23 protein-coding genes and 1 pseudogene are annotated in these 21,452 nt (G+C 64.0%); 14 read left to right on the plus strand and 10 right to left on the minus strand.

Annotated elements, in window-relative coordinates:
- Position 1: 1 nt before the first annotated feature.
- From nthA to ACFXN1_RS36020, 6 genes are all read left to right on the plus strand, one after another.
- Entirely contained in the window at positions 2 to 613 is a 612-nt protein-coding gene (nthA, locus tag ACFXN1_RS35995) for a nitrile hydratase subunit alpha (RefSeq protein ID WP_379442062.1), read from the plus strand.
- Positions 610 to 1,023, plus strand: coding sequence for a nitrile hydratase accessory protein (locus tag ACFXN1_RS36000; protein ID WP_379442061.1), 414 nt, complete (start codon positions 610 to 612; stop codon positions 1,021 to 1,023). Before nthA ends, ACFXN1_RS36000 begins: the two co-directional genes overlap by 4 nt.
- A gap of 189 nt (positions 1,024 to 1,212) precedes the next feature.
- Entirely contained in the window at positions 1,213 to 2,742 is a 1,530-nt protein-coding gene (locus tag ACFXN1_RS36005) for an amidase (RefSeq protein ID WP_379442059.1), read from the plus strand.
- 53 nt (positions 2,743 to 2,795) lie between these two features.
- Positions 2,796 to 3,056 (plus strand): epoxide hydrolase N-terminal domain-containing protein, encoded by a 261-nt coding sequence (locus ACFXN1_RS36010; RefSeq protein ID WP_379442096.1) that lies wholly within the window; start codon positions 2,796 to 2,798, stop codon positions 3,054 to 3,056.
- Positions 3,057 to 3,647: 591 nt separating this feature from the next.
- Positions 3,648 to 3,989: an ArsR/SmtB family transcription factor gene (locus ACFXN1_RS36015; protein ID WP_379442058.1), complete on the plus strand. Its 342-nt coding sequence runs from the start codon at positions 3,648 to 3,650 to the stop codon at positions 3,987 to 3,989.
- 14 nt (positions 3,990 to 4,003) lie between these two features.
- Positions 4,004 to 5,428 (plus strand): ABC transporter substrate-binding protein, encoded by a 1,425-nt coding sequence (locus ACFXN1_RS36020; protein ID WP_379442057.1) that lies wholly within the window; start codon positions 4,004 to 4,006, stop codon positions 5,426 to 5,428.
- A 52-nt stretch (positions 5,429 to 5,480) separates the two neighbouring features.
- On the opposite strand, the gene ACFXN1_RS36025 is transcribed toward ACFXN1_RS36020, so the two are convergent.
- Positions 5,481 to 6,443, minus strand: coding sequence for a DMT family transporter (locus ACFXN1_RS36025; protein WP_379442055.1), 963 nt, complete (start codon positions 6,441 to 6,443; stop codon positions 5,481 to 5,483).
- 79 nt (positions 6,444 to 6,522) lie between these two features.
- On the opposite strand from ACFXN1_RS36025, the gene ACFXN1_RS36030 reads away from it, so the two are divergent.
- Complete coding sequence (locus ACFXN1_RS36030) at positions 6,523 to 7,344, plus strand: LysR family transcriptional regulator (RefSeq protein WP_379442054.1); 822 nt, start codon at positions 6,523 to 6,525, stop codon at positions 7,342 to 7,344.
- A gap of 613 nt (positions 7,345 to 7,957) precedes the next feature.
- Here the strand turns inward: ACFXN1_RS36030 and ACFXN1_RS36035 are convergent.
- Positions 7,958 to 8,653 (minus strand): SDR family NAD(P)-dependent oxidoreductase, encoded by a 696-nt coding sequence (locus ACFXN1_RS36035; protein ID WP_379442052.1) that lies wholly within the window; start codon positions 8,651 to 8,653, stop codon positions 7,958 to 7,960.
- A 245-nt stretch (positions 8,654 to 8,898) separates the two neighbouring features.
- Between ACFXN1_RS36035 and ACFXN1_RS36040 the strand changes: the two genes are divergently transcribed.
- Together ACFXN1_RS36040 and ACFXN1_RS36045 are read left to right on the plus strand one after the other, a co-directional pair.
- A complete protein-coding gene (locus ACFXN1_RS36040) occupies positions 8,899 to 10,347 on the plus strand; it encodes an MFS transporter (RefSeq protein WP_379442051.1) in 1,449 nt (482 codons plus the stop codon).
- A gap of 223 nt (positions 10,348 to 10,570) precedes the next feature.
- Complete coding sequence (locus ACFXN1_RS36045; protein ID WP_379463791.1) at positions 10,571 to 11,203, plus strand: TetR/AcrR family transcriptional regulator; 633 nt, start codon at positions 10,571 to 10,573, stop codon at positions 11,201 to 11,203.
- Positions 11,204 to 11,448: 245 nt separating this feature from the next.
- Here ACFXN1_RS36045 and ACFXN1_RS36050 read toward each other — a convergent pair whose 3' ends face one another.
- The gene (locus ACFXN1_RS36050; RefSeq protein WP_379442095.1) at positions 11,449 to 11,814 is read right to left on the minus strand and encodes a winged helix-turn-helix transcriptional regulator; all 366 of its coding nucleotides are present in this window, start codon (positions 11,812 to 11,814) and stop codon (positions 11,449 to 11,451) included.
- Between the two features lie 175 nt (positions 11,815 to 11,989).
- On the opposite strand from ACFXN1_RS36050, the gene ACFXN1_RS36055 reads away from it, so the two are divergent.
- Both ACFXN1_RS36055 and ACFXN1_RS36060 read left to right on the plus strand, forming a co-directional pair.
- Positions 11,990 to 12,646: an FMN-dependent NADH-azoreductase gene (locus tag ACFXN1_RS36055; protein ID WP_379442048.1), complete on the plus strand. Its 657-nt coding sequence runs from the start codon at positions 11,990 to 11,992 to the stop codon at positions 12,644 to 12,646.
- 172 nt (positions 12,647 to 12,818) lie between these two features.
- The gene (locus ACFXN1_RS36060; RefSeq protein ID WP_379403143.1) at positions 12,819 to 13,454 is read left to right on the plus strand and encodes a DsbA family oxidoreductase; all 636 of its coding nucleotides are present in this window, start codon (positions 12,819 to 12,821) and stop codon (positions 13,452 to 13,454) included.
- Between the two features lie 9 nt (positions 13,455 to 13,463).
- On the opposite strand, the gene ACFXN1_RS36065 is transcribed toward ACFXN1_RS36060, so the two are convergent.
- The gene (locus ACFXN1_RS36065) at positions 13,464 to 13,628 is read right to left on the minus strand and encodes a hypothetical protein (RefSeq protein ID WP_379403144.1); all 165 of its coding nucleotides are present in this window, start codon (positions 13,626 to 13,628) and stop codon (positions 13,464 to 13,466) included.
- A 181-nt stretch (positions 13,629 to 13,809) separates the two neighbouring features.
- Positions 13,810 to 14,244, minus strand: a complete 435-nt coding sequence (locus ACFXN1_RS36070) for a DoxX family protein (protein WP_379442047.1) — start codon at positions 14,242 to 14,244, stop codon at positions 13,810 to 13,812.
- A gap of 102 nt (positions 14,245 to 14,346) precedes the next feature.
- On the opposite strand from ACFXN1_RS36070, the gene ACFXN1_RS36075 reads away from it, so the two are divergent.
- Positions 14,347 to 14,907 (plus strand): TetR/AcrR family transcriptional regulator, encoded by a 561-nt coding sequence (locus ACFXN1_RS36075; protein ID WP_379403146.1) that lies wholly within the window; start codon positions 14,347 to 14,349, stop codon positions 14,905 to 14,907.
- A gap of 145 nt (positions 14,908 to 15,052) precedes the next feature.
- On the opposite strand, the pseudogene ACFXN1_RS36080 reads toward ACFXN1_RS36075, so the two are convergent.
- Positions 15,053 to 15,228 (minus strand): annotated as a pseudogene (locus tag ACFXN1_RS36080) (IS701 family transposase); the annotation flags it as partial.
- A 597-nt stretch (positions 15,229 to 15,825) separates the two neighbouring features.
- Here ACFXN1_RS36080 and ACFXN1_RS36085 point away from each other — a divergent pair.
- Positions 15,826 to 17,163, plus strand: coding sequence for a hypothetical protein (locus tag ACFXN1_RS36085; RefSeq protein WP_379442093.1), 1,338 nt, complete (start codon positions 15,826 to 15,828; stop codon positions 17,161 to 17,163).
- 481 nt (positions 17,164 to 17,644) lie between these two features.
- Here the strand turns inward: ACFXN1_RS36085 and ACFXN1_RS36090 are convergent, their stop codons facing one another.
- The 4 genes from ACFXN1_RS36090 to ACFXN1_RS36105 form a co-directional block, all read right to left on the minus strand.
- A complete protein-coding gene (locus tag ACFXN1_RS36090; RefSeq protein WP_379403147.1) occupies positions 17,645 to 18,088 on the minus strand; it encodes a hypothetical protein in 444 nt (147 codons plus the stop codon).
- 230 nt (positions 18,089 to 18,318) lie between these two features.
- Positions 18,319 to 18,885 (minus strand): MmpS family transport accessory protein, encoded by a 567-nt coding sequence (locus ACFXN1_RS36095; RefSeq protein ID WP_379442092.1) that lies wholly within the window; start codon positions 18,883 to 18,885, stop codon positions 18,319 to 18,321.
- A gap of 15 nt (positions 18,886 to 18,900) precedes the next feature.
- Positions 18,901 to 19,128, minus strand: coding sequence for a hypothetical protein (locus ACFXN1_RS36100; protein WP_379405612.1), 228 nt, complete (start codon positions 19,126 to 19,128; stop codon positions 18,901 to 18,903).
- A gap of 829 nt (positions 19,129 to 19,957) precedes the next feature.
- Positions 19,958 to 20,476: a hypothetical protein gene (locus tag ACFXN1_RS36105; RefSeq protein ID WP_379442045.1), complete on the minus strand. Its 519-nt coding sequence runs from the start codon at positions 20,474 to 20,476 to the stop codon at positions 19,958 to 19,960.
- 518 nt (positions 20,477 to 20,994) lie between these two features.
- Between ACFXN1_RS36105 and ACFXN1_RS36110 the strand changes: the two genes are divergently transcribed.
- Positions 20,995 to 21,452, plus strand: a 458-nt coding sequence (locus tag ACFXN1_RS36110) for a serine/threonine-protein kinase (protein ID WP_379463789.1), incomplete at its 3' end; no start/stop codon positions are given.

Consider the following 21,452-nt stretch of genomic DNA (forward strand, 5'->3'; position numbering starts at 1 on the left):
AATGGCATCCACCGACACCGTCCTGCGTTCGCAGGAGGAGATCACCGCCCGGGTCAAAGCGCTGGAGGCGCTGCTGATCGAACGGGGTGTGCTGACCACCGCGGCCGTCGACCGGCTCGCGGAGGTCTACGAGAACGAAGTCGGCCCGCAACTCGGCGCCAAAGTGGTTGCGCGGGCGTGGACCGACCCGGAGTTCAAGGCCCGCCTGCTCGACAACGCCACCACCGCGTGCGCCGAACTGGGCATCGGCGGCCTGCAGGGCGAAGACATGATCGTGGTCGAGAACACCGACATCGTCCACAACGTGCTCGTGTGCACGCTGTGTTCCTGCTACCCGTGGCCGGTTCTCGGCCTGCCGCCGAACTGGTACAAGGCGCCGCCGTTCCGCTCGCGGATCGTGCGTGAGCCGCGCAAGATGCTCGCCGAGGACTTCGGGTTCCCGATCCCGGACTCGGTCGAAATCCGGGTCTGGGACTCCAGTTCCGAACTTCGGTACTGGGTGCTGCCGCAGCGGCCCGCGGGCACCGAGGGGCTCGGCGTCGAAGAGCTGGAAGCGCTGGTCACCAGGGACTCGATGATCGGCGTCGGCCCTGCCGCCGCCCCGGCGTCATGAGCGCCGGGCCGCGGCCGGATGCGACCGAACTCGGTGACGCCCGTCGGCGGATCGAAGAACTGGTCTGCGGCATGCCCGGGACCGATGACCACCCGTTCGACCAGCCTTGGGAGCTGCGCGCCTTCGCCATGGCGGTGGCCGCGTACCACGGCGGGCACTATCAGTGGAGCGAGTTCCAGCTTTCGCTGATCGAATCGATTCAGCGGTGGGAGCGTGGCGAAGGCGACGATCCGTGGAGCTACTACGAGCATTGGCTCGCCGCCCTCGAGACGGTGCTTGCCAGCAAGGGAGTGCTGTCGGGCGAACTGCTCGACGAGCAGGCTCAGGTCGTGCTCGCAATCCCTCGCAATGCCAATCACCATGAGGCGCACCGGGATCCGGTGGCGATCTCGCCAGCGCTGACGAGCTGACGCAGTCGTTCGGCGGTTCGGGTCCGGTCCGCGCCCGAGATCCCAGGGGTGGACCGGACTCCATCAAATACATATGTCTCTATGTGTTGACATATAGACTGAACAATCTACGATTTGCAGGAATCCCGATTCCGAGAAGCGCGCGATCGACCCGACGCGTTGGAATCGGCAGAACTTGAGGAGTTCGCCGTGTCCATCCCTACTCCCGACCACGCGGCCCTGTCAGCCGTGGCGGCCGGTTACGGCTTCGGCATGTCGGCCGAGGAGATCGATGACTACACCCCCTTCGTGACGGGACTGCTCGCGTCCTGGCAGGACGTCGAAGAGGTCTACACCGCCGAGAAACCGGTCCCGCCGCAACGGGATTGGTCGTTCCCCGTGGCCGGGGAGAATCCCCTCAGCGCCTGGTACGTCCACACCGAGATCACCGAGCAGGCCGATGGACCGCTGGCAGGGCGCACCGTGGCAATCAAGGACAACACGGCGGTCGCGGGCGTGCCGATGACCAACGGTTCGGCATTGCTCGAAGGTTACGTACCCGCCACCGACGCGACCGTGGTCCGACGTCTGCTCGACGCCGGCGCCACCATCGCGGGCAAGGCGGTCTGCGAAGACCTGTGCTTCTCCGGTGCGTCAATCACCGCCTCGACAGGACCCGTGTCCAACCCGTGGGATACGACGCGCAGTGCGGGCGGATCCTCCAGTGGCAGCGCCGCGCTCGTCGCATCCGGGGCCGTCGACCTGGCGCTCGGCGGCGATCAAGGCGGATCGATCCGGATCCCGTCGTCGGGCTGTGGCATCGTCGGCCACAAACCGACCTGGGGCCTGGTGCCCTACACCGGAGGATTCCCGATCGAGGCGACGCTCGACCATCTCGGTCCCATGGGCCGTACCGTCACTGATGTTGCGCTCATGCTGCAGGCGATCGCCGGGCGAGACGGATTCGATCCCCGTCAGCCGAACGACCTGGTGCCGGAGGACTATGTTGCGGCACTGGACCTCGGTGCCGACGGCTTGCGGGTCGGCGTCCTCCGCGAGGGCTTCGGGCGACCGGAATCCGAGCAGATCGTCGACGACACGGTGCGTGACGCGATCGGTCTGCTCGAGGGTGCGGGTCTCAAGGTCAGCGAGGTTTCGGTGCCGTGGCATCTGAACGGCATGCCGATGTGGAACGTCATCGCTGTTGAGGGCGCGACCTCTCAGATGATCGACACCTACGGATACGGCTTCAACTGGAAGGGTCTCTACGACCCGGACGTGATGGCCTACTACGGTGACCTGTGGCATGCGGATGGCTCGAAGTTCGCGCCGACTGTCCGAAACGCGCTACTGGCCGGGAAGTACGCACTGTCCACCACCCACGGCCGGCACTACGCGATGGCGCGCAATCTCGCGCCCAAACTCACCGCCGCCTACGACGTGGCCTTCGCGGAAGTCGACGTGCTGGTGATGCCGACCCTGCCGATGCGGCCGAAGCCGATCGCCGAATCCACGGCCAGCACCGCAGCGGTGCTGTCGGACGCGCTGGAGATGCTGGGCAACACCGCACCGTTCGATATCACTGGTCACCCGGCGTGCACCGTGCCCGCCGGACTGGCAGAGGGGCTGCCCGTCGGCATGATGATCGTCGGCCGCTCCTTCCAAGACGCCACCGTATTGCGGGTGGCACGGGCCTTCGAGCAGACCGTCGGCGGTTTCCCCACCCCGCAGTCGGTGTAGGTCCCGATCCGGGTCACCGAGGCATACAACGGCGTATGCCGAGGTGACCTGTACTGCCGAAGAGTTCAACGACGAACTCCACGGTGAAGGAGTTGATGACGTACTGGAGTCATCGGTACCAGCGGCGGGCACACGACGCTCGCCTGAAGCGGCTGCCCCAGTTCACGACGATAATCGACGGCTGGTCCATTCAGTTCGTGCACCTTTTGCTCACCGAGGCTGAATGCGTTGTTGCTCTTGAGGACTCATGGCTGGCCGGTTCGTTCGTCGAATTCCTCGAGGTGATCGAGTCGTTGCCCGCGAGCATCACCTAGTCATCGGGTCGCTACCCGGCTACGGCGTTTCCGGGTCCACCGTCGAAGTCGCCGTATTGTCGGAGCCGGACTGGGCGAAGTTGGGCTGGCGCAGGCGCTTTCGTCGAGAGCCCAGCGGATACTTCACAGTACGGTCCGCGCATCCGCAGACGTTGTCCTACGCGTTGGCGGATTCGCTGGTGGTCAGCTGGCGTGGATCGTGGAGCGCCTCAAGGACCGCATCGACTCCCCTGAGGAGGCGGTCGATCGCGGCCACATGACCAACGTGATGATCTGCGGGCTGACAGAGACAACGGCGCCTGTTGCGTACGCCGAATCTCCCAGTGCGTGGTCCCGGAGTGAACCATCGCCAGTTCCGGTGGGGGTGGCGGGAATCCGCGCGACCTGATGCTGAATATTGTGCGCTGGTCGGAGTTCGAGCCGGTGGGCACTCGCCGCGATGGAACATCGGGATCACCTCGTCGCCGACGTGCTGGGGTTCTGTGCCGGGCTCGCGTGCGGCTCACTCGTCGTTTCGACTGTCCCCGGCCGGTCAGCGTGGGTTATGGTGGGATACGTCAATCGTTACTGACTAGTGGAGAGGACGAGACGGTGGGCGCTGAGTTGGCGTTCGACGCACTCGCCGATCCGGTGCGCCGTCAGATTCTCGGCATTTTGGCCGACCGGGACGAATGCAGTGTGGGGGAGTTGGTCGAGGGTGTCGGCACCATCGGTCGAACCGGGGTGTCCAGCCATTTGCGGGTACTGCGCGGGGCGGGGCTGGTTACCGAGCGAAAAGACGGCCGATTCCGTTACTATTCCGTGGATCCCACGGGTTCCGCGCGCGAAGTTCTCGAAGTACTACATTCTCTGTTCCAGGGCGCGCTCGCCGACGCCGGGCGTGCTGCGGAGTTGCAGACGCACGATCGGAGCCCCACCGCCCACTCCGCATAATCCTGGATGGTCCGATGGTCGCAATCGCGCTGCATTCCGAGGAGCGCATGGCCGCGCCGCCGATGGTGGTTTTCAGCCTCTTCGGTGCCGGTGTCGGGGCAGGTTGGGTTTTCGACGCGACCTGTGACCATGTCTCGGTCGGGGCGGCAGTACGTTTGCAGGTGCCTTTCGCGGGTCCGGTCGCGGAAACAGTGGAGATCATCGGCCGGATCGCCGCGGTGCGACCGCCCTCTTTCATCGAGATTGTGCACGAGCAGCCCTGGCGTGGCCGGATCCGGCTTCGATTCGAGCCCGATCAGGGCGGCACAAGAGTTCGTCTCTTCGCCGAACTCGACGAGCCGGGACTGCACTGGCTGATGCGACGGCGAGGCTATCCGGTCGGATCCCTATCGTCGCCGAATCCCCGCCTCGGGCTGCTCACGTCGAAATCGGGTCCCGGTAGCCTGTTCGCCGCAGCCTCGGACCACCTGGCTGTGCTCGCCGTCGAAGAAATCAACGCCGAGGGCGGGCTACACGGTCGGCCAGTGGAATTACTGATCGGCGACGATGCCACGAACACATCGGTCGGTGTGGCCGAGGCGTGGCGGTTGGTCCGGGCCGGCTGCAAGACCATTCTGGTAGCAACCACCTCGGCCACATACGTTGCCGTATCGGAGGCACTCGCCGGATGTGATGTCCTGCTGGTGCAGACCCTGATGAACGAAGGCGGCGCGAAGGGGCGGCTCCGCCTGCAGCTCGGTGAACGCAACGACGACCAATTGTCCGCCGCCGCAAGGCCTTTGATGCAGATGGCGGGCGGCCGACGGTGGTTCCTGGCGGGCAACGACTATATCTGGCCCCGCAGCACCCACGTAGTGGCCAGGCAGGTCCTGCCACAATTTGGTGCGGAAATCGTCGGTGAGCGGTTCGCGACGCTGGGCACACGAGATTTCTCCCTGACGATCGAGGCGATCCTGGCCTCGGGTGCCGACGTCGTTCTGTCGACGCACGTAGGAGCAGATGCGGCGGCCTTCGAACGCCAGTGCCACGCAATGGGAGTGCGAAACCACGCCCTCACACTGGCTCCCGCGATGGACGAATCGACACTTCAACATGTCGGAAAGGCCGCGTCGTCTGGCTTGTACACGATCTCGGGCTATTTCGAGCAGTTGCCCACCGATGGCAACACCACGTTGGTCAATCGCTATCGCTCCGCGTTCGGTCCGTGGGCGCCGCCGCTGTCGACGTTGAGCGAGTCGGTGTTCGAAGCTGTCGCGATCTGGTGGCAGGCGGTCCGTCGAGTCGGGGAAGACGATCCGAGATCGGTGGCCGATGAGATCCGCCGAGGCCGATTCGCCGGTCCGCGAGGCGAAGTGACGCTGGACGGTAGTGGCCGGGCTCAACAGACGCTCTATCTCACTGAGGCCACCGGGACCGCTCTGAAGCTGGCCGCACTCTGAGCCGGTTCGAGCGGTCACCTGATAGCTCGAAATCGATTTCTGTCCAAAGGATTCAGAGATGGGCGACGTCGGGTAGGCAGTCGTTGTCACGAACCGGGCTGGTTTGCTCAGCCTGCCGATTCTCGACCGGTGTCTTATCGCGGTCGCGCTGCCCGGCGGCTCTGGCCTGCATGATGCAGGCTGCCGCGCCCAGGGCCAATCCGCCGATCGACAGCGCTGACAGGGTTTCTCCGAGGACCGCCCATGCCATCAGGCTGGCGACGGCAGGAATTACGGCGAACAGGATCGATGCGGCGCGAGGGCCGGACCGCTTGATGCAGGCCGAATACAAGGTCGTCGCACCGATCGAACTGAAGACCACCATGACGGCCAGCAGGGCAGCTGCTCGGGGCCAGTCGGCGCATTTCGCGGGTGTGAGGACAGCCAGGAGCGCGGCGAGGGGTGTGGAGGCTGTCAAACCAAGCGCTGTGACCAGCCACGGATCCAGGTTGCGGCAGTACCGCCCCTGATAGACGCCACCGATGGACAGGCCGAGCATTGCGACGACAACGGTCACGATGCCCGGACCTATCCGATGATCGACGGCAATCTTCGGGGCGCAGGCCAAGACCACTGCGCCGGTGGCGAGCGCGAGTGCGAACATTCCCTGCTTCGACTCTTTGTGGCCGAGTGCGAGGGCCATCAGCGTCGCGGTGACCACCGGATTCAACGCGATCACCAGGGAGGCGATCCCGGAAGGCACGCCGTGCGCCAAACCCCAATACAGGGCGAGAAATTGCACCCCCTGGGTCAGCAGTCCAGCTGCCATCGCGTGTCCGGCCAACCGCCAGCCGGGACGCGACGTGCGTCGTGCGGCAACGATCAGCCACAGCAGCAGAGCCGAGGACGCGAATCGCAGAAGGATCACCAGAAACGGTGACATCACTGCCACCGTCATCGCGCCGATCGGATAGCCGGCGGCGTACAGCACGACGGTCGGGATAGCCAATCTCGGTGAGAGAGCTCGATCTGTCATACCCAGACGGTCACTCCCAGGTCCTCCTCGCACCAAGACCGTTCACGAATCGTGAAGAATCTTGAGGCAGACTGGCATTGTGACCACACTCGACATCGCGCCATTACGTAGTTTCACCGCGGTCGTCGCCTTTTCTGGCGTGCGACGTGCGGCTGAGGCGTTGCACCTGTCCCAGTCCGCGGTCAGTGGTCATATTCGTAAGCTCGAGAAGGAACTCGGCTGCCGGTTGGTAACCGCCCAAGGGCGCGGAATCGGCCTGACCAGTGACGGTGAGGAACTCGCTGCGCGGGCGCGGGCCATCCTCCAGTTCCACGATGAAACCGTGCGCGCCCTGGCCCCGCCCGAAGACGACGAACTTCTCGTCGCCGCCACCGAACACGCCGCTGAATTCGTTGTTCCGACAATCATTTCGACGCTCACGACCCTGTTGCCGGACCGTCGGATCCGGCTCCGGCTGACGCGCAGTGCACGGGTCCGCGACCTCGTGCACGATGAGCGTGCCGACATCGCTCTCATGCTCACCAGCCCCGCGCGTGGCAGCACGCGGTTGGGAACGTTGCCGGTGCGGTGGTTCGGCACCGAGGAAGCCCCGCGAGACCGCTTGGTGCTCTTCAACCCTCCGTGCGCGGTACGCCATCAAGCCCTGGCCGCCCTCGGCAGACGAGACCACCAGATCGTCAAGGAGTGCTCGGATCTCACCACCGTGCTCACCGCTGTTCGCAACGGGCTTGGCATAACCCCGCTTCCGATCTTCGGACAAACACCCGACGGCCTCAAAACCCTTAGCGACCTACCGATGATTCCGAAAGCGACCCTGCATGCGGCCACCAGTGGCCGCATCGACTCCGCAACGAAGTCGGCGGTGCTAGCGGCCATTCGTGGGCGGCTGTTCCATGGCTGACTCCGAACCGCGCGAATCTCTTGTTCCTCATCGGTTTCCAGAGTTCATCCTCGGCGCACAGCCGATGCCCCTTTGCGCTAGTTGCCGGAGGTATGCCGAGTCTTCGCAGACCGATCGGTCCAGCGTTATGATTTCTGCGCGACGGAAGTTTAAGCGGAGCCCGGGGGACATCGCTCGGATGTCCGCTTCGTGCGGTCGACCCTGCTGATGAGGGATGGGCAGGGTGCATGGTCGCTTGTGCAACGCAGCACGCGCGGGAGTCTCGGATGTCCGAATGTAGTTGTGCGGCAGATGCGTTCCAGTCGTGCGAGTGCCAATCAATCGAGCTTGACCGTTCGACCTGGAGCTACGGTGAGGCGAGCGTCGAAAGGTGTGCGGAGTGCGGCACTATGTGGCTTACCTACTGCTTCGGGTACGACGCCGAAGCCGGGCCGGGCCAGTGGTACCGCGAGAAGGTTCCATCGAGGGTGGCCGCGTTGTTGCCGCCGGAACCGCTTCTCGAGGTGCTCGCCGACGCCTTTCACGGAGGTCACCACTTCCGTATACGTGAATCTCTACGCCCGATTGGTGATCCAGGCGTAGATGGGCCTTTCGACGGCCAAGCAACTGGCGTTCAGATGCCGACGGTGGATTCGAAGGTGTCGCGTACTTGGGTGAGCTGGTACCAGCGGTCGGCCAAGGCGTCCGGGTCTCCCTCGGCCGAGCCTGGGACGATCGGCAGGCCGATGCAGAGGTGGCCGACATAGACACCCTCATCGGCGAGGTCGGAGTGCAGGCCGCGGGCCCACGAGCGTAGCCCGGACAGAGCGATCCCGGAGTTGCTCATGCCCGGAATCGAGACGAGAGCGCTTGTGCCGGTAGCGAATAGAAGGGCGCCGTCGCGGGCTTCGCGCATACTCGGCAGAACCGCGGCAGCTGCGGTCAGAGCGCCTCCAACGAGCATGTCGAACATGGGGCGTACGGATTCGGCAGTGGTCTCGGCCGCGGCGGTGAACCCCAAGGCCTTCAGGTCGGGGACCTGTCCGGCCATGTTCGGGAAGGTTGGCGCGGGGCTGTAGGAGAGCACGCCGATTCGTCCGAGTTCTTCGGCAGCAGTGGTCGGCGCACTGGTCAGGCCCTTCTCGTCGGTGACGTCCGCGAGGTAAGCGCGGGCTGTGACGCCCGTGGCTGTCAAGGAATCGACGATGCCCTGCAGCTTCTTTTCGTCGCGGGAGATCAGAGCGACAGGATGCCCTGCGGTGCCGAAGCGGCGGGCGATTGCGCGGCCGAGGCCCGGGCCGGCACCGACGACTGCGATGGTGGAAGACATACAGCTACCTCCAATAGTTACGGATAGTGCGTTGCCACACGGTAGAGAACTATTTAGAGCCTTATAGAAGGCACAACTCTGTTCGTTGAACACATCGCTGTCAGTAACGGCGGTGCCTGGCAGGGTGGATCTGCCCGATGGGAGAGCGAGATCACGCCTCTCAACCGGAGTGATCTCTCCGCTTCTGCTAGCGTCTACAACCGGAGCGATCGCTCCGATTAGACTCATGGGGAGGAGCTTTACCCATGGCGCGCGCTAGTTCTCGCCCGCATTACAACGTGATCTTCGCGGTGCTACTGCTCGGGATCACTGCATTCTCATTGCTGCAGTCACTGGTCGTTCCGGTTCTTGCCCTGCTGATCCCGGCACTGCACACCACTCAGGACACTGCGACTTGGCTGATGACCGGCTATCTGCTGTCGGCGTCGGTTGCGACTCCGATCGTGGGCCGAGTCGGGGACAAGATCGGGAAGGCGCGCACCCTGGTCGTCGTCCTTTGTGTGCTCACGATCGGCTGTTTGATTGCGGCCCTGACCGATTCGGTCGGTGTCCTGATCGTGGCCCGGGTTATCCAGGGTGTAGGTGGTGGTGTGCTGCCCTTGGCGTTCGGGATCATCCGGGACGAATTCCCTCATGCGAAGCTGCATTCGGCTGTCGGCGCTGCTGCGGCGTTGGGCGCTGTCGGTGCCGGCCTCGGGCTGGTGGTGGCCGGTCCGATTGTCGACCACTTGAACTATCACTGGTTGTTCTGGATACCGATGATCATGACCGCGGTTGCTGCCGCGGCAACGAACCTATTGGTTCCGGAGTCACCAGTTCGCAGTCAGGAAGGTATCAATTGGACTGCGGCACTGCTGCTCTCGGGCTGGCTGGTTGCTGCGCTGCTGGCTGTGAGCAAGGGCCCCAGGTGGGGCTGGGGCTCGCATCAGACATTGGGCTGTTTTGCCCTCGCGGCGCTTTGTCTCGTCCTGTGGGTTTGGGCTGAAACATCATCAGCGACCTCGCTCATCGATATGCGGACGATGCGGATCCCAGCGGTGTGGACCACAAACCTCGTTGCGTTGCTCGCCGGCGCCAGCATGTACGCAACCATGACCTTCCTCCCACAGTTGATTCAGACGCCCAAGGCCATAGCGGGCTACGGGTTGAGTGCGACTATGAGCCAGTCGGGCATTTATATGCTTCCCATCACCGTGGCCATCTTCGTCATGGGGTTGGTGACCGGCCCGCTCGCGGCACGGATCGGGGCGAAAGCTGTCGTGATCACCGGTGCTGTCATCATGGTGGTGCCCTTCGTCAGCCTTGCTCTCGGTCACGCACGGGGCTGGCAGATCTACATAGCGGTGAGTGCCTTGGGCATCGGCCTGGGCTTGGTCTTCTCGTCGATGGCTGCGATCGTGGTGGGGGCTGTTCCACCCGCTCAGACCGGCGCGGCTACGGGTATCAATGCCAACATCCGGACTGTCGGCGGTGCGGTCGGCAGCGCGCTCTCCGGCAGCATTCTGACCGCGACCGTCGCCGCAGGACACCATCTGCCGACAGACGCCGGCTATACGCGAGTCTTCTGGTTCCTGGCAGCCGTGGCTGTGACGGCGGTCCTCGCGTCACTCCTGATCCCGACGATCCATCCGCGTGGTATGTCGGTCGAAGCAGCGGAACTGGAAGCGCAGCAATCAGTTTCGGTCAGCGACTAGGGCGGATGCAGTCACCGGGGCGGCTGGGAAGTCCGATGGTGTGGGTCGATCCGCCCCAGTTGGCTGTTTCGGATGAAATCTGCAGCTGACTTCGAAGATGCGGCGGCACCGTCGGCAGCATCGGATCTCTCGAACAGTTGACTAGGCTGGTTCGAGAGACAAGGAGCCCAGTCGCAGTATGAACCGAACATCTGAATCGCCCGAAGCGGCCAATCGACCGGCCATGCGTCGCGATGCGCTTCGCAATCGGGAACGGCTACTGCAGGCTGCTCGGGAAGTTCTCGCTGAGCAGGGCCACAGTGCCGGGGTAGACGAGATATCTCGACGTGCGGGTGTTGGGATGGGCACCTTGTACAGGCATTTCCCGACCAAGGATGATCTGTTACTGACGCTGCGGCAGGAATTGCTCGAGGAGGTGCTGCACCGTGTCGAGCAGACGGCCGAAGAACAGCCCGTCGGTTATGGGTTGGAGGCGTGCCTGTGGACTGTCGGTGCTGAGATGCAGAGGCACCACGGCTATCTCGGCGTCCTATGGCAGGCGTTCCCACCGAATGGTGACCCGCAGCGGCTGCGATTCTGGGCTCTGGTTCGACCGCTTCTGGCCGAGGCCAAGGCGGCACAACGAGTGCGCGAGGATCTCGCTCTCACAGACGTTTTCGTCTGCATATTGTCGATTCGCGGGTTGATGGATGACACCGCTGCTCGGGCTCCCGATGCCTGGCGCCGCCACCTGGCGCTGCTGCTGGCTGGGTTTCGCCCCAGTGAGCAGCAGTTGGAGTATCCGCCTTCGGTCGACGACTCATTGGTCGAGTCCGGCGTCCCGCATTCGTCAGTCATGGCCCGGCCGTCGGACTGAATAGGTTGGCGCCCATGGCTCCCCAGCAGGAGAGACTCATGGGGACTCGAATCGTGGCAGTTATGGCCGGCCGCATCGGTCACCCGATTTTTGTCGAGTCGGCTGCGTCGAGCATGGAGACCCCACTGCCCTGGGATGATGCGAAAGCCCGGGTTTCCCCACGGATGCCTTGACCACTGCCGGGTCGCCTGCGCGAGAAGTGGCGACACTATGGAAGATTCGCGTGATCGGCGAGTTCCGCCGGGTCAGGCCAGGTTGGTGGCGTCGAAGCGGATCTGGTTGTCTCTGATTTCTTCGTGATGGGATCCTGCCCAGTCGATGAGGGCGAGCATGGTGTCGAGCAGGCTGGTCCCGAGGCTGGTGAGGGCGTACTCGACCCGCGGCGGTACCTCGGCGTAGGCGGTTCGGGTGACCAGTCCGTCACGTAGGAGCTGCCGCAGGGTCAGGGTGAGCATGCGCTGGGAGATGCCCGGAACGGCGCGTTGTAGATCTGTGTAGCGTGACGGGCCGTCCTGCAGGGATGCAACGACCAAGATGGTCCATTTGTCGCCGGCTCGCTCCAGGATCTGCCGGATGATCTCGACGCTGTCGGCCGGCCAGCGGGCGCAGATTCCGGGGGGCGAGACGCCGGGCGGTGCGGGAATCGGGGTGTTCCTCACGCACATCTCCTTTCGGTACGCACATCAATGTGCCTTTTGTATCGCTCCCTATTCTGACGCATCATGTGGCTACACACAAACAGTAAGAAATGACTTGGGCATTTCTTTTAGCTCACTGGAGGCTCGTATGGCCACCCTGCTACACATCGACTCGTCGGTCCTGCCGGCTTCGGACTCGGCTTCGCGCGCCGTGGCTGAGACCTTCCGCAAGGCATGGCTCGAGCAGCACTCCGAAGGGGCGATCATCTATCGCGACCTCGCCACGCACCCCGTCTCCCACATCTCCGCCGCCGCGCAGCATGCCGGCTACATCGATCCCGCGGACCACAGCGTCGAGCAGACTGCCGCGTTCGCCGAGCGCAAGGAGCTGATCGAGGAACTCGAGGCCGCCGACGCAGTCTTGATCGGGGCTCCGATGTACAACCTGTCGGTGCCTTCCACCCTGAAAGCGTGGATCGACAATGTCGTACTGATCGGGCGGACCGCCATGGGCGCGGCCACCGTCGCGGGCAAGCCGGTGACGATCATCGCCAGCCGCGGCGGCGCCTACGGCCCCGGTACTCCGCGGGAAGGCTACGACTACGTACAGAACTACCTCCGAGGCGTCTTCGAGATGATGCTGGCCATGCAGGTCGAGTTCATCGTGTCGGAGCTGACCGGCGCCGCGATCGACCCGGCGATGGCCGAACTGCTCCCTCTCTATGAGGCATCCCGTACCCGCGCCCACGACGAGGCCACCGCCCGAGCCAAGGCGCTGGCCGCCAATCTCGCTGACGCGGTATAGGACTCGATCAAATCCCTCGAGCTAGGAGGAGTCCCATGGCAGAACCCGAAGCACGCATCACAGAAACCACCGAGGACGAGCAGACACCCGCCCTCGTCCTGATCGAAGCCGAGGACGGCGACGTGTGCGCCGTTGACGGCACCGGCTGCTGAAACGACACAAGGAGACAATCATGAAGATCGAAGTCTGGTCCGATCTCGTCTGCCCCTGGTGCTTCATCGGCAAGCGGCGCATGGAGAAGGCGCTGGCCCAGTACGAGCACGCCGACAATGTCCAGGTGATCTGGCGCAGCTACCAGCTTGACCCAAACCAGTTACGCGGCGAGAACATCCCCACCTCCGAGATGCTCTCCCACAAGCATGGCGTCACCCCTGGGCAGGCGAAGACAATGAACGACCGCGTCAGTGCCCTGGCAGCCGAGGAAGGGCTCGCGTATCAACTGGACAAGGCCGTCACCGCAAACACCTTCGACGCCCTGCGCCTCACTCACCTCGCCGGCGCCCACAACCTGACCGACGCGATGTACGAACGGCTTCTTCGCGCGGCCTTGATGGAAGGCGAGGCCATCGACGACACCGACACGCTGGTCCGGCTCGCCACCGAGGCCGGACTTCCCGCCGAGGTCGCCCGCAAGGCGCTCGACGACGGTGCTTTCGCCGATGAGGTCGACGACGACATTCGTCAGGCTCGTGACCTCGGCGTGGGGGGTGTCCCCTTCTATGTTATCGACCGCACCTACGGCATCTCCGGCGCACAGTCCGTCGAAACGATTCTTGCTGCCCTGCGCAAGGCGGCTACCCCGCTTTAGACGGACCGCTCAGTGGAACTGGGCGGCGATCAGGCGCGTGTAGGTGCCGTCGGGTGTGGCGAGGAGTTCCTCGTGGGTGCCGATCTGGGCTACGGTGCCGCCATCCAGGACGGCGATGGTGTCGGCGCTTCGGATGGTCGAAAGCCGTTGTGCGACAACGAGCGGCTTGTTCACGGGCACTGAGACGGATCGACTGTCGCTTGTAGCCAAGGCGAAGCGGGCCGGACATCGGTTGCCGCGCACTCCAGATCGCTGGTCGTATTATTCGATGCCCTAGTCGAGCAGGCGAGCGATTGGACGCCCAGCGCCGGTGCGCAGCTGGAAGGACGACCTGATGCGCGACCGCTGTGAGAGGTCAGAAGACCGCGAGTACGCAGGCGCCGATGAATACGACCTGTACCAGGGTGCGTACCGGCAACGGCATGGTGTGGATGCCCTCGCCGGTATGTGCGGCACGGACATTGGCAGGGAACATCACGACCAGGAGCACCGCCAGGGAGATCGCGGCCGCCGGTGCGAAAAGCGGAATCAAAAGTCCGGTGGCGCCTGCGATTTCGAGTACGCCGGTCAGTGAAACCATCGCGGCCGGGTTGCGGAGCAGCGGGGGGACCATAGCGATCAGAGCGTCGCGCTGCGGTTGTAGGAAGTGGGCGCTGGCGCTGAGGAGGAACATTGCGGCCAGGCCGATTCGGGCAGCGTGCGGCCACGAGTCGAGCCAGCCGGCTAAGCCCAGCCAGCCCGCAAAACGAGTCACGGAGGTGACGATGAGGAATGCAATGATCGGCGCCATGAAGGGGCTCCTGAAGCGATGGCCGAGAGTAACTTGACAGTGGCTAGATTAGGTAGGGTCGCATAACTTGTCAACGACAAGATCGTCGGTGATCATCGAGGTATGCCCAAGAGCACGTACCACCATGGCGATCTCAAGACCACGCTGCTCGAGGCCGCCGCCGACCAGGTAGCGACCGAAGGGATCGACTCGATCTCCCTGCGGGCCCTGGCTCAGCGCGCGGGCGTTTCGCACGCCGCTCCGGCTCACCATTTCGGCAACCGTCAGGGCTTGTTCACCGAACTGGCCATCGAGGGCTACGGCTTGCTCGAGCAGGAGTTGCACTCCGCCGCAGGCGATTTCCGGGAGATGGCCGTCGCCTACATCCGCTTCGCCCGCCGCTACCCCGGTCATTTCGATATCATGTTCCGTCGCGACCTGCTCGATACGGACGACGAGCGTCTGATCGCAGCCAATGAGGGATCGGGTCGCGAATTGCGTACCGGCGTCGACGAATTGGACGGCCCGGTGGCCGATCAGAAGGCGGCGCAGCTCGCCGCGTGGTCCCTGGTTCACGGCTTGGCCGCCCTATGGCGCGCAGGCACGCTCGTCGACTCGGAACTCGGCGGCGAGGATCCCGAGGAACTGGCCCGCCGCATGGTCGCCGCCGTCGAACTCAAGTAGAGCCAGGCACCTCTGAACTCCCTGTCGCGGCTGAACTGGCAGTGGCAGGTTTCGGCGACGCATAGCAGTTCGGTCGCAGCTGGTTCGGCGCCGTGCACCGCTGCTCCGAGTAGGCCCTACAGCCTCAAGTTGCGCTCAAGGTCGTCACCAGCACGCCGTCCGGGCTCGCCGGCGCCTCGGCCACATACGCACGCAATCACGCAGCTCGTCGGCAACCCCGCGGGACCGGTTGAGGAAATGCTGCAACCCGCCCGGCTTCACCACCCCGGCCGCCTCCGCCAGCTGCCAGGAATTCTTCCGCTCCACCGGCGCCAGCAACCCGGTTCGCCGGGATCGGCGACTCGACGAGCTGCCGATCGACCACCAGGTGTCCGCGGTCACGGAGATCCACGCTCATCTGGACGTGTTGACCATGCTGGGTTGGGTGAGCTGCACCTACCACGCCGATGTACGCAACTACGCACTCAGCGCGCAATCCGCCGTATGCAACGGGATTTTCTCGGCAAGGTCGAATCTCACCGGAGCCGTGTACACGTTCGACGATGAGATTCGCGTGCCGATTGGGCGAATTCGTGGCAATAGTCGCGTGAGTCCCCAACGGATCAGCGGCATCTGGCCACGCGCAAATGGGAACCTTGTGCTGCGTCTCCGGTTGCTGGACTGCTGAGAAGGGCACCGAGAAGATCTCCGCAGGAGACTAGTCTCTGCACGGGATGTGCCAAAACCGTCCTCCCCGCAGGCCGAGTGCCCTTGCGAGCAGCATTTCAGGAGCCTTTCGGGCTTCGTTTCACGATGACGAAAGTATGACAAGATCTGCGGTGGTGGCAATTTGGACCGAGTCGCCGACGCCCAGGGCCTAGGGTTGCTGCCATGGCGAACGCTTCCGCGACAAGGGTCGCGCGCGCTGTCTCGATTCGGATGGACGGTTACTGCGCCCTGGCTGCCTTCCTACTTGTAGTCGCGGCCTTCCTGATGCCGCGAATCAAGGGCAAACCATGGTTGGACAGGCTGTACGCGGGCGCTGCCCCCATTTTCGGAAACTGGTTGCCGCACATCGGCTGGGGCACCGTCCCGGCGGTCGCTATCGCGGCCGGGGTGGTGCGCTTCGGGCCTGACGTGGCCCGCCGCCTGACGTGGCGTCCGTTGCTGTGGTCCACCTGGGCGGCCGCTGCGGCCTGGGCTTTCGCACTGGCCATGATCGACGGTTGGCAACGCGGTTTCGCCGGTCGGCTCACCACTCGAGACGAGTACCTGTACGAGGTGCCTGGCGTCCACGACATCGGGGCCATGCTGCGCGAATTCTCCGGCCGCATTCTGGACTTCCAGCCCGACTCCTGGACTACTCACGTCTCCGGTCACCCGCCTGGCGCACTGCTGACGTTTGTGCTGCTGGACCGGATCGGCCTAGGTGGCGGCGCCTGGGCCGGGCTGCTGTGCACACTCGCTGGAACCAGCGCGGCGGCCGCCGTCGCGGTCACGGTGCGCGCCCTGGGCTCGGAGCATCGCGCCAGGGCCGCAACGCCGTTCCTGGCGCTGATGCCTGCTGTCATCTGGATCGCGGTCTCTGCCGATGGGTTGTTTGCAGGCGTAAGTGCCTGGGGCATAGCACTTCTGGCGATAGCAACCCGCTTGGGCCGCGCGTGGATCGCCAGCGCGCTCGCCTCGGGCCTGCTCCTCGGCTTCACCCTGTTCCTGAGTTACGGTCTTGTGCTGATAGCGATTCCGGCCGTTGCAGTCTTGGTCTCACGCTCCTTCCGCCCCGGTCTCCCGGCCCTCGTGGGCGTTATCTCTGTAGTCGCAGTGTTCGCCGCTGCCGGATTTTGGTGGCCCACCGGCTACCACTTGGTGGTCCAGCGCTATTACCAGGGCATAGCCACCGAACGCCCCGACTCCTACTGGATTTGGGGCAATATCGCCGCCACGGTCTGCGCAGTCGGCCTCGCCACCGCTGCGGCTACCTGCCGAGTCCTAGTAGAATTCGAGATTCTGCCCTTGGCTCCCCTCCGAATTTGGTTTCCCCGCTGGCGTTCCATGGTCGACCCCGCCGCCCTCATGGCCGCGGCCAGCATCATCGCCCTCCTCGCCGCCGACCTCAGTGGTCTCAGCAAGGCGGAAACCGAACGCATCTGGCTCCCGTTCGATGTCTGGGTCCTGGCCGCCACCGCGCTCCTCCCGCGCCGTAGCGTCCGCTTCTGGCTCACCATCCAAGCCGCTGGCGCGCTACTACTCGTCCACGTGATCCTCACGAACTGGTAGTACCGGCAGTTCGTCCTTTCGCGCCGTTTTAGATGATCCCCGGCCACCACCTACACGACGCCGGGCGGCCGCTGGTCCGTTCCGGCGGTCGAGCCGTGCGCTGCGCCATGAAGCAGGCCGCGGCTCTCAACGTAGTGGCGTGTCAGGCAACGTTGGGTAGGTAATCGGGTAGCCGGATCTTGGAGTTGACGGCGAAGTCGCGTTTGGGTTGGGTGTGCTGGTTGCGCCAGCGTAGGTAGTCGCCGATCGCGGTGTCTTGTTCGGTGTGGCTGTGGTGGTCGGTGCCGTTGAGGGCGAACGCGCGCAGGGCGGCGAATTCACTAGATCGACAAGCTCAAGGTCAGCCCCGAGGGGGCAAGGAGGTCTGGTGCCAGCCGTGAGTTGGTGAGGCGGACGGTGCCGCCGGCGGCGAATGCTATCGACATCGAGGCGATGATTCTGCGCGTCATGGTCGCTCTCGTTTATGGGTGGGTCGGTGATGTCACCGGAGGCGGGCCTCGCAGTCCTCGAACTCCGCGCCGGTCGCCAGGCAGTCGGCGAGACCGCTCTGGATGTCTCCATTGGTGGGTGGCTCGCCGCACAGGAGCCCGCAGAGCAGGTAGTTCGGCACGTAGGTGCCATCGGGCCAGCGGCAGGCTTGAGCATCGCAGGTGTAGCGGCGCGAATTGGGGTCGTGGGGCATGGGATCGCGGGTGTAGGACCACACGAAGGCGTCGGTGGATTGGACTTGGGTGCAGTAGACGGTATGGCCGTCGGCGAGATGGCTGCTGGCTCCGTGGTCGGTGCAATAGTGGTTCAATTCCGTCGCGGGCGCCGCGGTTGCCGGCGCGCACGGTGTAGCCGCGGTGATCGCTGGAGCGAGTAGTGCGGAGGCGACGAGGGCCAGTAACCGGTAGACGAATGTTGTGCGGGTGGGCGTAGGCATGGATGGACCCCCTTGATTGATTTCGGCGACGCGGGTGATGAATCGAGATCGCTCTATGCGGGTCACCGAATCATCCTGCCTGGCAGAAGGGTTCGAGCTCCGAGTCTCCTGTGGTGCGTTCACACCGTACCTGCGGCTGCGAAAAGGGGTCCAGGCTATGCCGGTCAGCAGTTGTGACATTCTGTGCCATGACAGATTCGATGGGGGCTTGCATGGATAGGTGACAGCTGTCACCTGATCGTGGAGCAGCGGTCCCTAACGCCAAAACGAAAACGCCTCAGCCGGTTGAGATGAGGCGTTTTCGTCGTTTCTCCACGATCCCTATCCAAAGCTGCCAGTGGACGGGAGGCCGCTGGTCCCAGGCTAGTGATAGTCGATGGCATAACTGTCACCCAAAGGGTGCAGTCGGCGATGTATCCCGCTTTGCGGTACGCCTTCACAGCGTCCTGGCACTTCGAGTAGCTGTAGATGGTGCGGGTGCGGTTTGCGCTCGCTGTCCCCTCCGCGGCGAGCAGTCCGACTGTAGCGAGGCCGACCAACAATCCAGCTTGCACAGTATGCGTCATTTCCAGTGACTTTCGTGTCGCGTGGTTTGTTGCGGTGCCTGTGCGGGATGGCGCTGCTAAACGGTTGCGGTTCAGCTCATCACCGCGTATTGCCCTTTTAGAGGTCTGCTCGGTCTTCGCCTTGCCGTCCACAGTGATTCGGCAGGTGATGTCACCGGTGCCGCCGTTCTGGGCCGTGTTGGCGACGATGGCGATCGTCGAGTCGTTCACGACCTGCTTCGACCACGGCAGCGTCGCCCGGGTCTCCTACTGTTCGCTGTTGTCGCTGCCGAAGTAGGTGACGCTGATCGCGGGCCCCGACGGCGAAAGCATCTCGTACAGGACCGTTTTGGACTTTCCTGTTTTGCCCAGGTTGGGGTCCGGGTTGTTGGTCGCCGATTGAATTGACGTTGCTGCGGCGTCGACTGCCTCGCTGACCTTCATGCGGGCTGTGCCGATGACGGCGAGGCACCCACCAAACATCAGGACCACCATCGCGATCAGTACCCAGGGCCAGATCTCGCACTTCTTCGGCGGCAGCGGATAGTACGGCTGACGGTAGGGCGGTTGACCAGCGTACGGCTGGCCATACGGAGGCTCTTTGTGGGTTGGTCATCGAATCCTTCAATCAGGTTGGTGCAGTGGGGAGCTTCCCTGCGAAGATCGCTCACCGCGGCCGTGTCCGACCGCGAACCCCTCGACCTTGAGCGTCGCCCAAAAGATGTTGCCTCACCTACTGACTCGAAGACAGTAACTGGACAGTGAATTGGCACAGACTGTCGCATAGTCGGCAGATAAGATCAGTTACCAATGGGTATAGGCCGTTTCGGCGCGCAGTGGTCCGAGCGCACGGTGTTTGCCTGCCCTCACTGCCTTCAGAAAACGATTGTCTGACGGTGCGAGAACACCGCCATCGACAGCTGCGAGTCACACGCCCGCGTCTCCGGCATGCACCGGTGGCCCCGCCCGGTTCGAGGGCGCGACCTTCTCCCATACCGCCGAATTCGGGTGCCTGACCTTCTCCGCCGCTGGGAGCGGTCGGCGGAGCTGTACGCGATGCACGGCTCCAACTACACGAGTTGCTGGAGGCTCGCGCGGTGATCGAGTAGGCAGAAGGCGTGCTGATGTGCATGTACCGCATCTCCGCCGAGCAGGTATTCCGGCTGCTGGTGTGGCGCCCGCAAGAGACCAGCTTCCAAGTGAGGCGCTGGCCGAGCAACCGATCGCCGAGCTGCCCATCGTGCTCGTGGTATCGGCCCAACCTTGGTCGCGTTCGACCACATCCTGCCGCCCTGCATGAACGCGTCCGCCGCTGACCGCCAACTCAAGCCAAGCTCACGGTGTCCTGCACGGATGGTCCGAAATAGGCGATCGATATGAATTCAGTTGTAGTCGTTGCTAACTGGTTTCCAGTCTGTTGCATCACCGGGTGTGGCGTGCCGTGCGGTGTCCCGTCGGGCTCCATATTGGCGGGGTTGAACCAGACATGTTCGGTCTGCCTGATGACGATGCCGTGGTCGCCGCCGGATTCGCACATGATGCTGCGGTGGCGTCGTAGCCGCCCGGGATGCCTTGTGCGGCAATGATGTCGAGGGCTTGGCGGATCCAGCCGTCGAGGTCGGAACTGTACACGCCGGATTCGGTCGAAACCTTCGTGCCGGGAAGGCTGATGGCTGCTGGAACGGTTCGTACGGACGATTCCGTGACCAGTGCCGAGGCCTCGGCGGTTTGCCGCGATCGACAGTGATGCGGCTGCCGGAGCGTAGACGGCGAGACGGCGGGCGGTCCGGGGACGGGTCCGGTGGCCATTGAGTTCCTCCTCAGGGATTTCGATGCCGAGCACATGTCGCTCCTTTGCGACCGGCGGGGTGAAAGGGAGCCCTGGCGGCGTTTTCAGGTGAATCGGCCGCATTCGGCAGTGATGACAGCATTGGCCGCGGATGTGTTTCGTTATGACGGCCGATCAGCCCGGGGAAAGACACCAATCTCTGCTCTTTGCTCTATCGGTGCACTTGAGTTGTCGCCGACCGCACGGTGGCGGTGAGGGTTCTTACCGGTGAACTGGGGGAGGACCGAGAACGGTTCTTCGCGAGTAGCAGGCGATGGGTGCCTGTGGTGGCGGCCCGGTTTCTACGCGGGTTTCCGTGTCCGGGCTCCGTGCGTAGCGACCGAGTCCGTCACCAGGCTGCGGTCACAGGCTGGCCCGGGCCCCTGAACTCGGCTGTTCGAATCGCCTTTTCCAATCCTGGAGTGCCTTCGCGATAGCTCGGTTGCCGACGTTCGGTCGGGATACGCTGTGCATTAACGAAGATTTAACAGGTTTTGCTCGGTGCCGGGCTGCCGGTGGATGGTGTACAGCGGATGAGCGAGGACGATCGGTTCCAGACAGTTCGTGACGTGTTCGAGCCGGCCACGGAGGAATTGGCCGCAGCCGGGTTCGAGGATGCCGACGAGATCGGACGAGGCGGTTTCGGCGTGGTCTACCGCTGCACGCAGCCCGAGCTGGATCGGACGGTGGCGGTGAAGGTCCTCACCGCTGAGCTGGACGAAGAGAACCGGGCGCGGTTCTTCCGAGAGCAGCAGGCGATGGGCCGGCTGACCGGGCATCCGAACATCGTGACGATGCTGCAGGCGGGTACTACTGCGGGCGGACGACCCTATCTGGTGATGCCATATCACCCGGTCGGCTCCCTGGACGCACGGATCCGCGGACAGGGTCCGCTACCGGTCGAGACCGTGTTGTGGATCGGGGTGAAGATCGCCGGGGCGCTGGAGAGCGCGCATCGCCTCGGCATTCTGCATCGGGACGTGAAACCGGG

The sequence above is a fragment of the Nocardia sp. NPDC059154 genome (assembly GCF_042755705.1).
GTDB lineage: Bacteria > Actinomycetota > Actinomycetes > Mycobacteriales > Mycobacteriaceae > Nocardia.

Bases quoted from the DNA above. Each gene is read 5' to 3' on its own strand.
- ACFXN1_RS36035 (WP_379442052.1), bottom strand. From the start codon at position 8,653: ATGTCTTCCACCATCGCAGTCGTCGGTGCCGGCCCGGGCCTCGGCCGC.
- ACFXN1_RS36020 (WP_379442057.1), top strand. From the start codon at position 4,004: ATGGTCGCAATCGCGCTGCATTCCGAGGAGCGCATGGCCGCGCCGCCG.
- ACFXN1_RS36075 (WP_379403146.1), top strand. From the start codon at position 14,347: ATGCCCAAGAGCACGTACCACCATGGCGATCTCAAGACCACGCTGCTC.
- ACFXN1_RS36025 (WP_379442055.1), bottom strand. From the start codon at position 6,443: ATGACAGATCGAGCTCTCTCACCGAGATTGGCTATCCCGACCGTCGTG.
- ACFXN1_RS36045 (WP_379463791.1), top strand. From the start codon at position 10,571: ATGCGTCGCGATGCGCTTCGCAATCGGGAACGGCTACTGCAGGCTGCT.
- ACFXN1_RS36085 (WP_379442093.1), top strand. From the start codon at position 15,826: ATGGACGGTTACTGCGCCCTGGCTGCCTTCCTACTTGTAGTCGCGGCC.
- ACFXN1_RS36070 (WP_379442047.1), bottom strand. From the start codon at position 14,244: ATGGCGCCGATCATTGCATTCCTCATCGTCACCTCCGTGACTCGTTTT.
- ACFXN1_RS36040 (WP_379442051.1), top strand. From the start codon at position 8,899: ATGGCGCGCGCTAGTTCTCGCCCGCATTACAACGTGATCTTCGCGGTG.
- ACFXN1_RS36000 (WP_379442061.1), top strand. From the start codon at position 610: ATGAGCGCCGGGCCGCGGCCGGATGCGACCGAACTCGGTGACGCCCGT.
- ACFXN1_RS36090 (WP_379403147.1), bottom strand. From the start codon at position 18,088: ATGCCTACGCCCACCCGCACAACATTCGTCTACCGGTTACTGGCCCTC.
- nthA (WP_379442062.1), top strand. From the start codon at position 2: ATGGCATCCACCGACACCGTCCTGCGTTCGCAGGAGGAGATCACCGCC.
- ACFXN1_RS36055 (WP_379442048.1), top strand. From the start codon at position 11,990: ATGGCCACCCTGCTACACATCGACTCGTCGGTCCTGCCGGCTTCGGAC.
- ACFXN1_RS36100 (WP_379405612.1), bottom strand. From the start codon at position 19,128: ATGGTGGTCCTGATGTTTGGTGGGTGCCTCGCCGTCATCGGCACAGCC.
- ACFXN1_RS36060 (WP_379403143.1), top strand. From the start codon at position 12,819: ATGAAGATCGAAGTCTGGTCCGATCTCGTCTGCCCCTGGTGCTTCATC.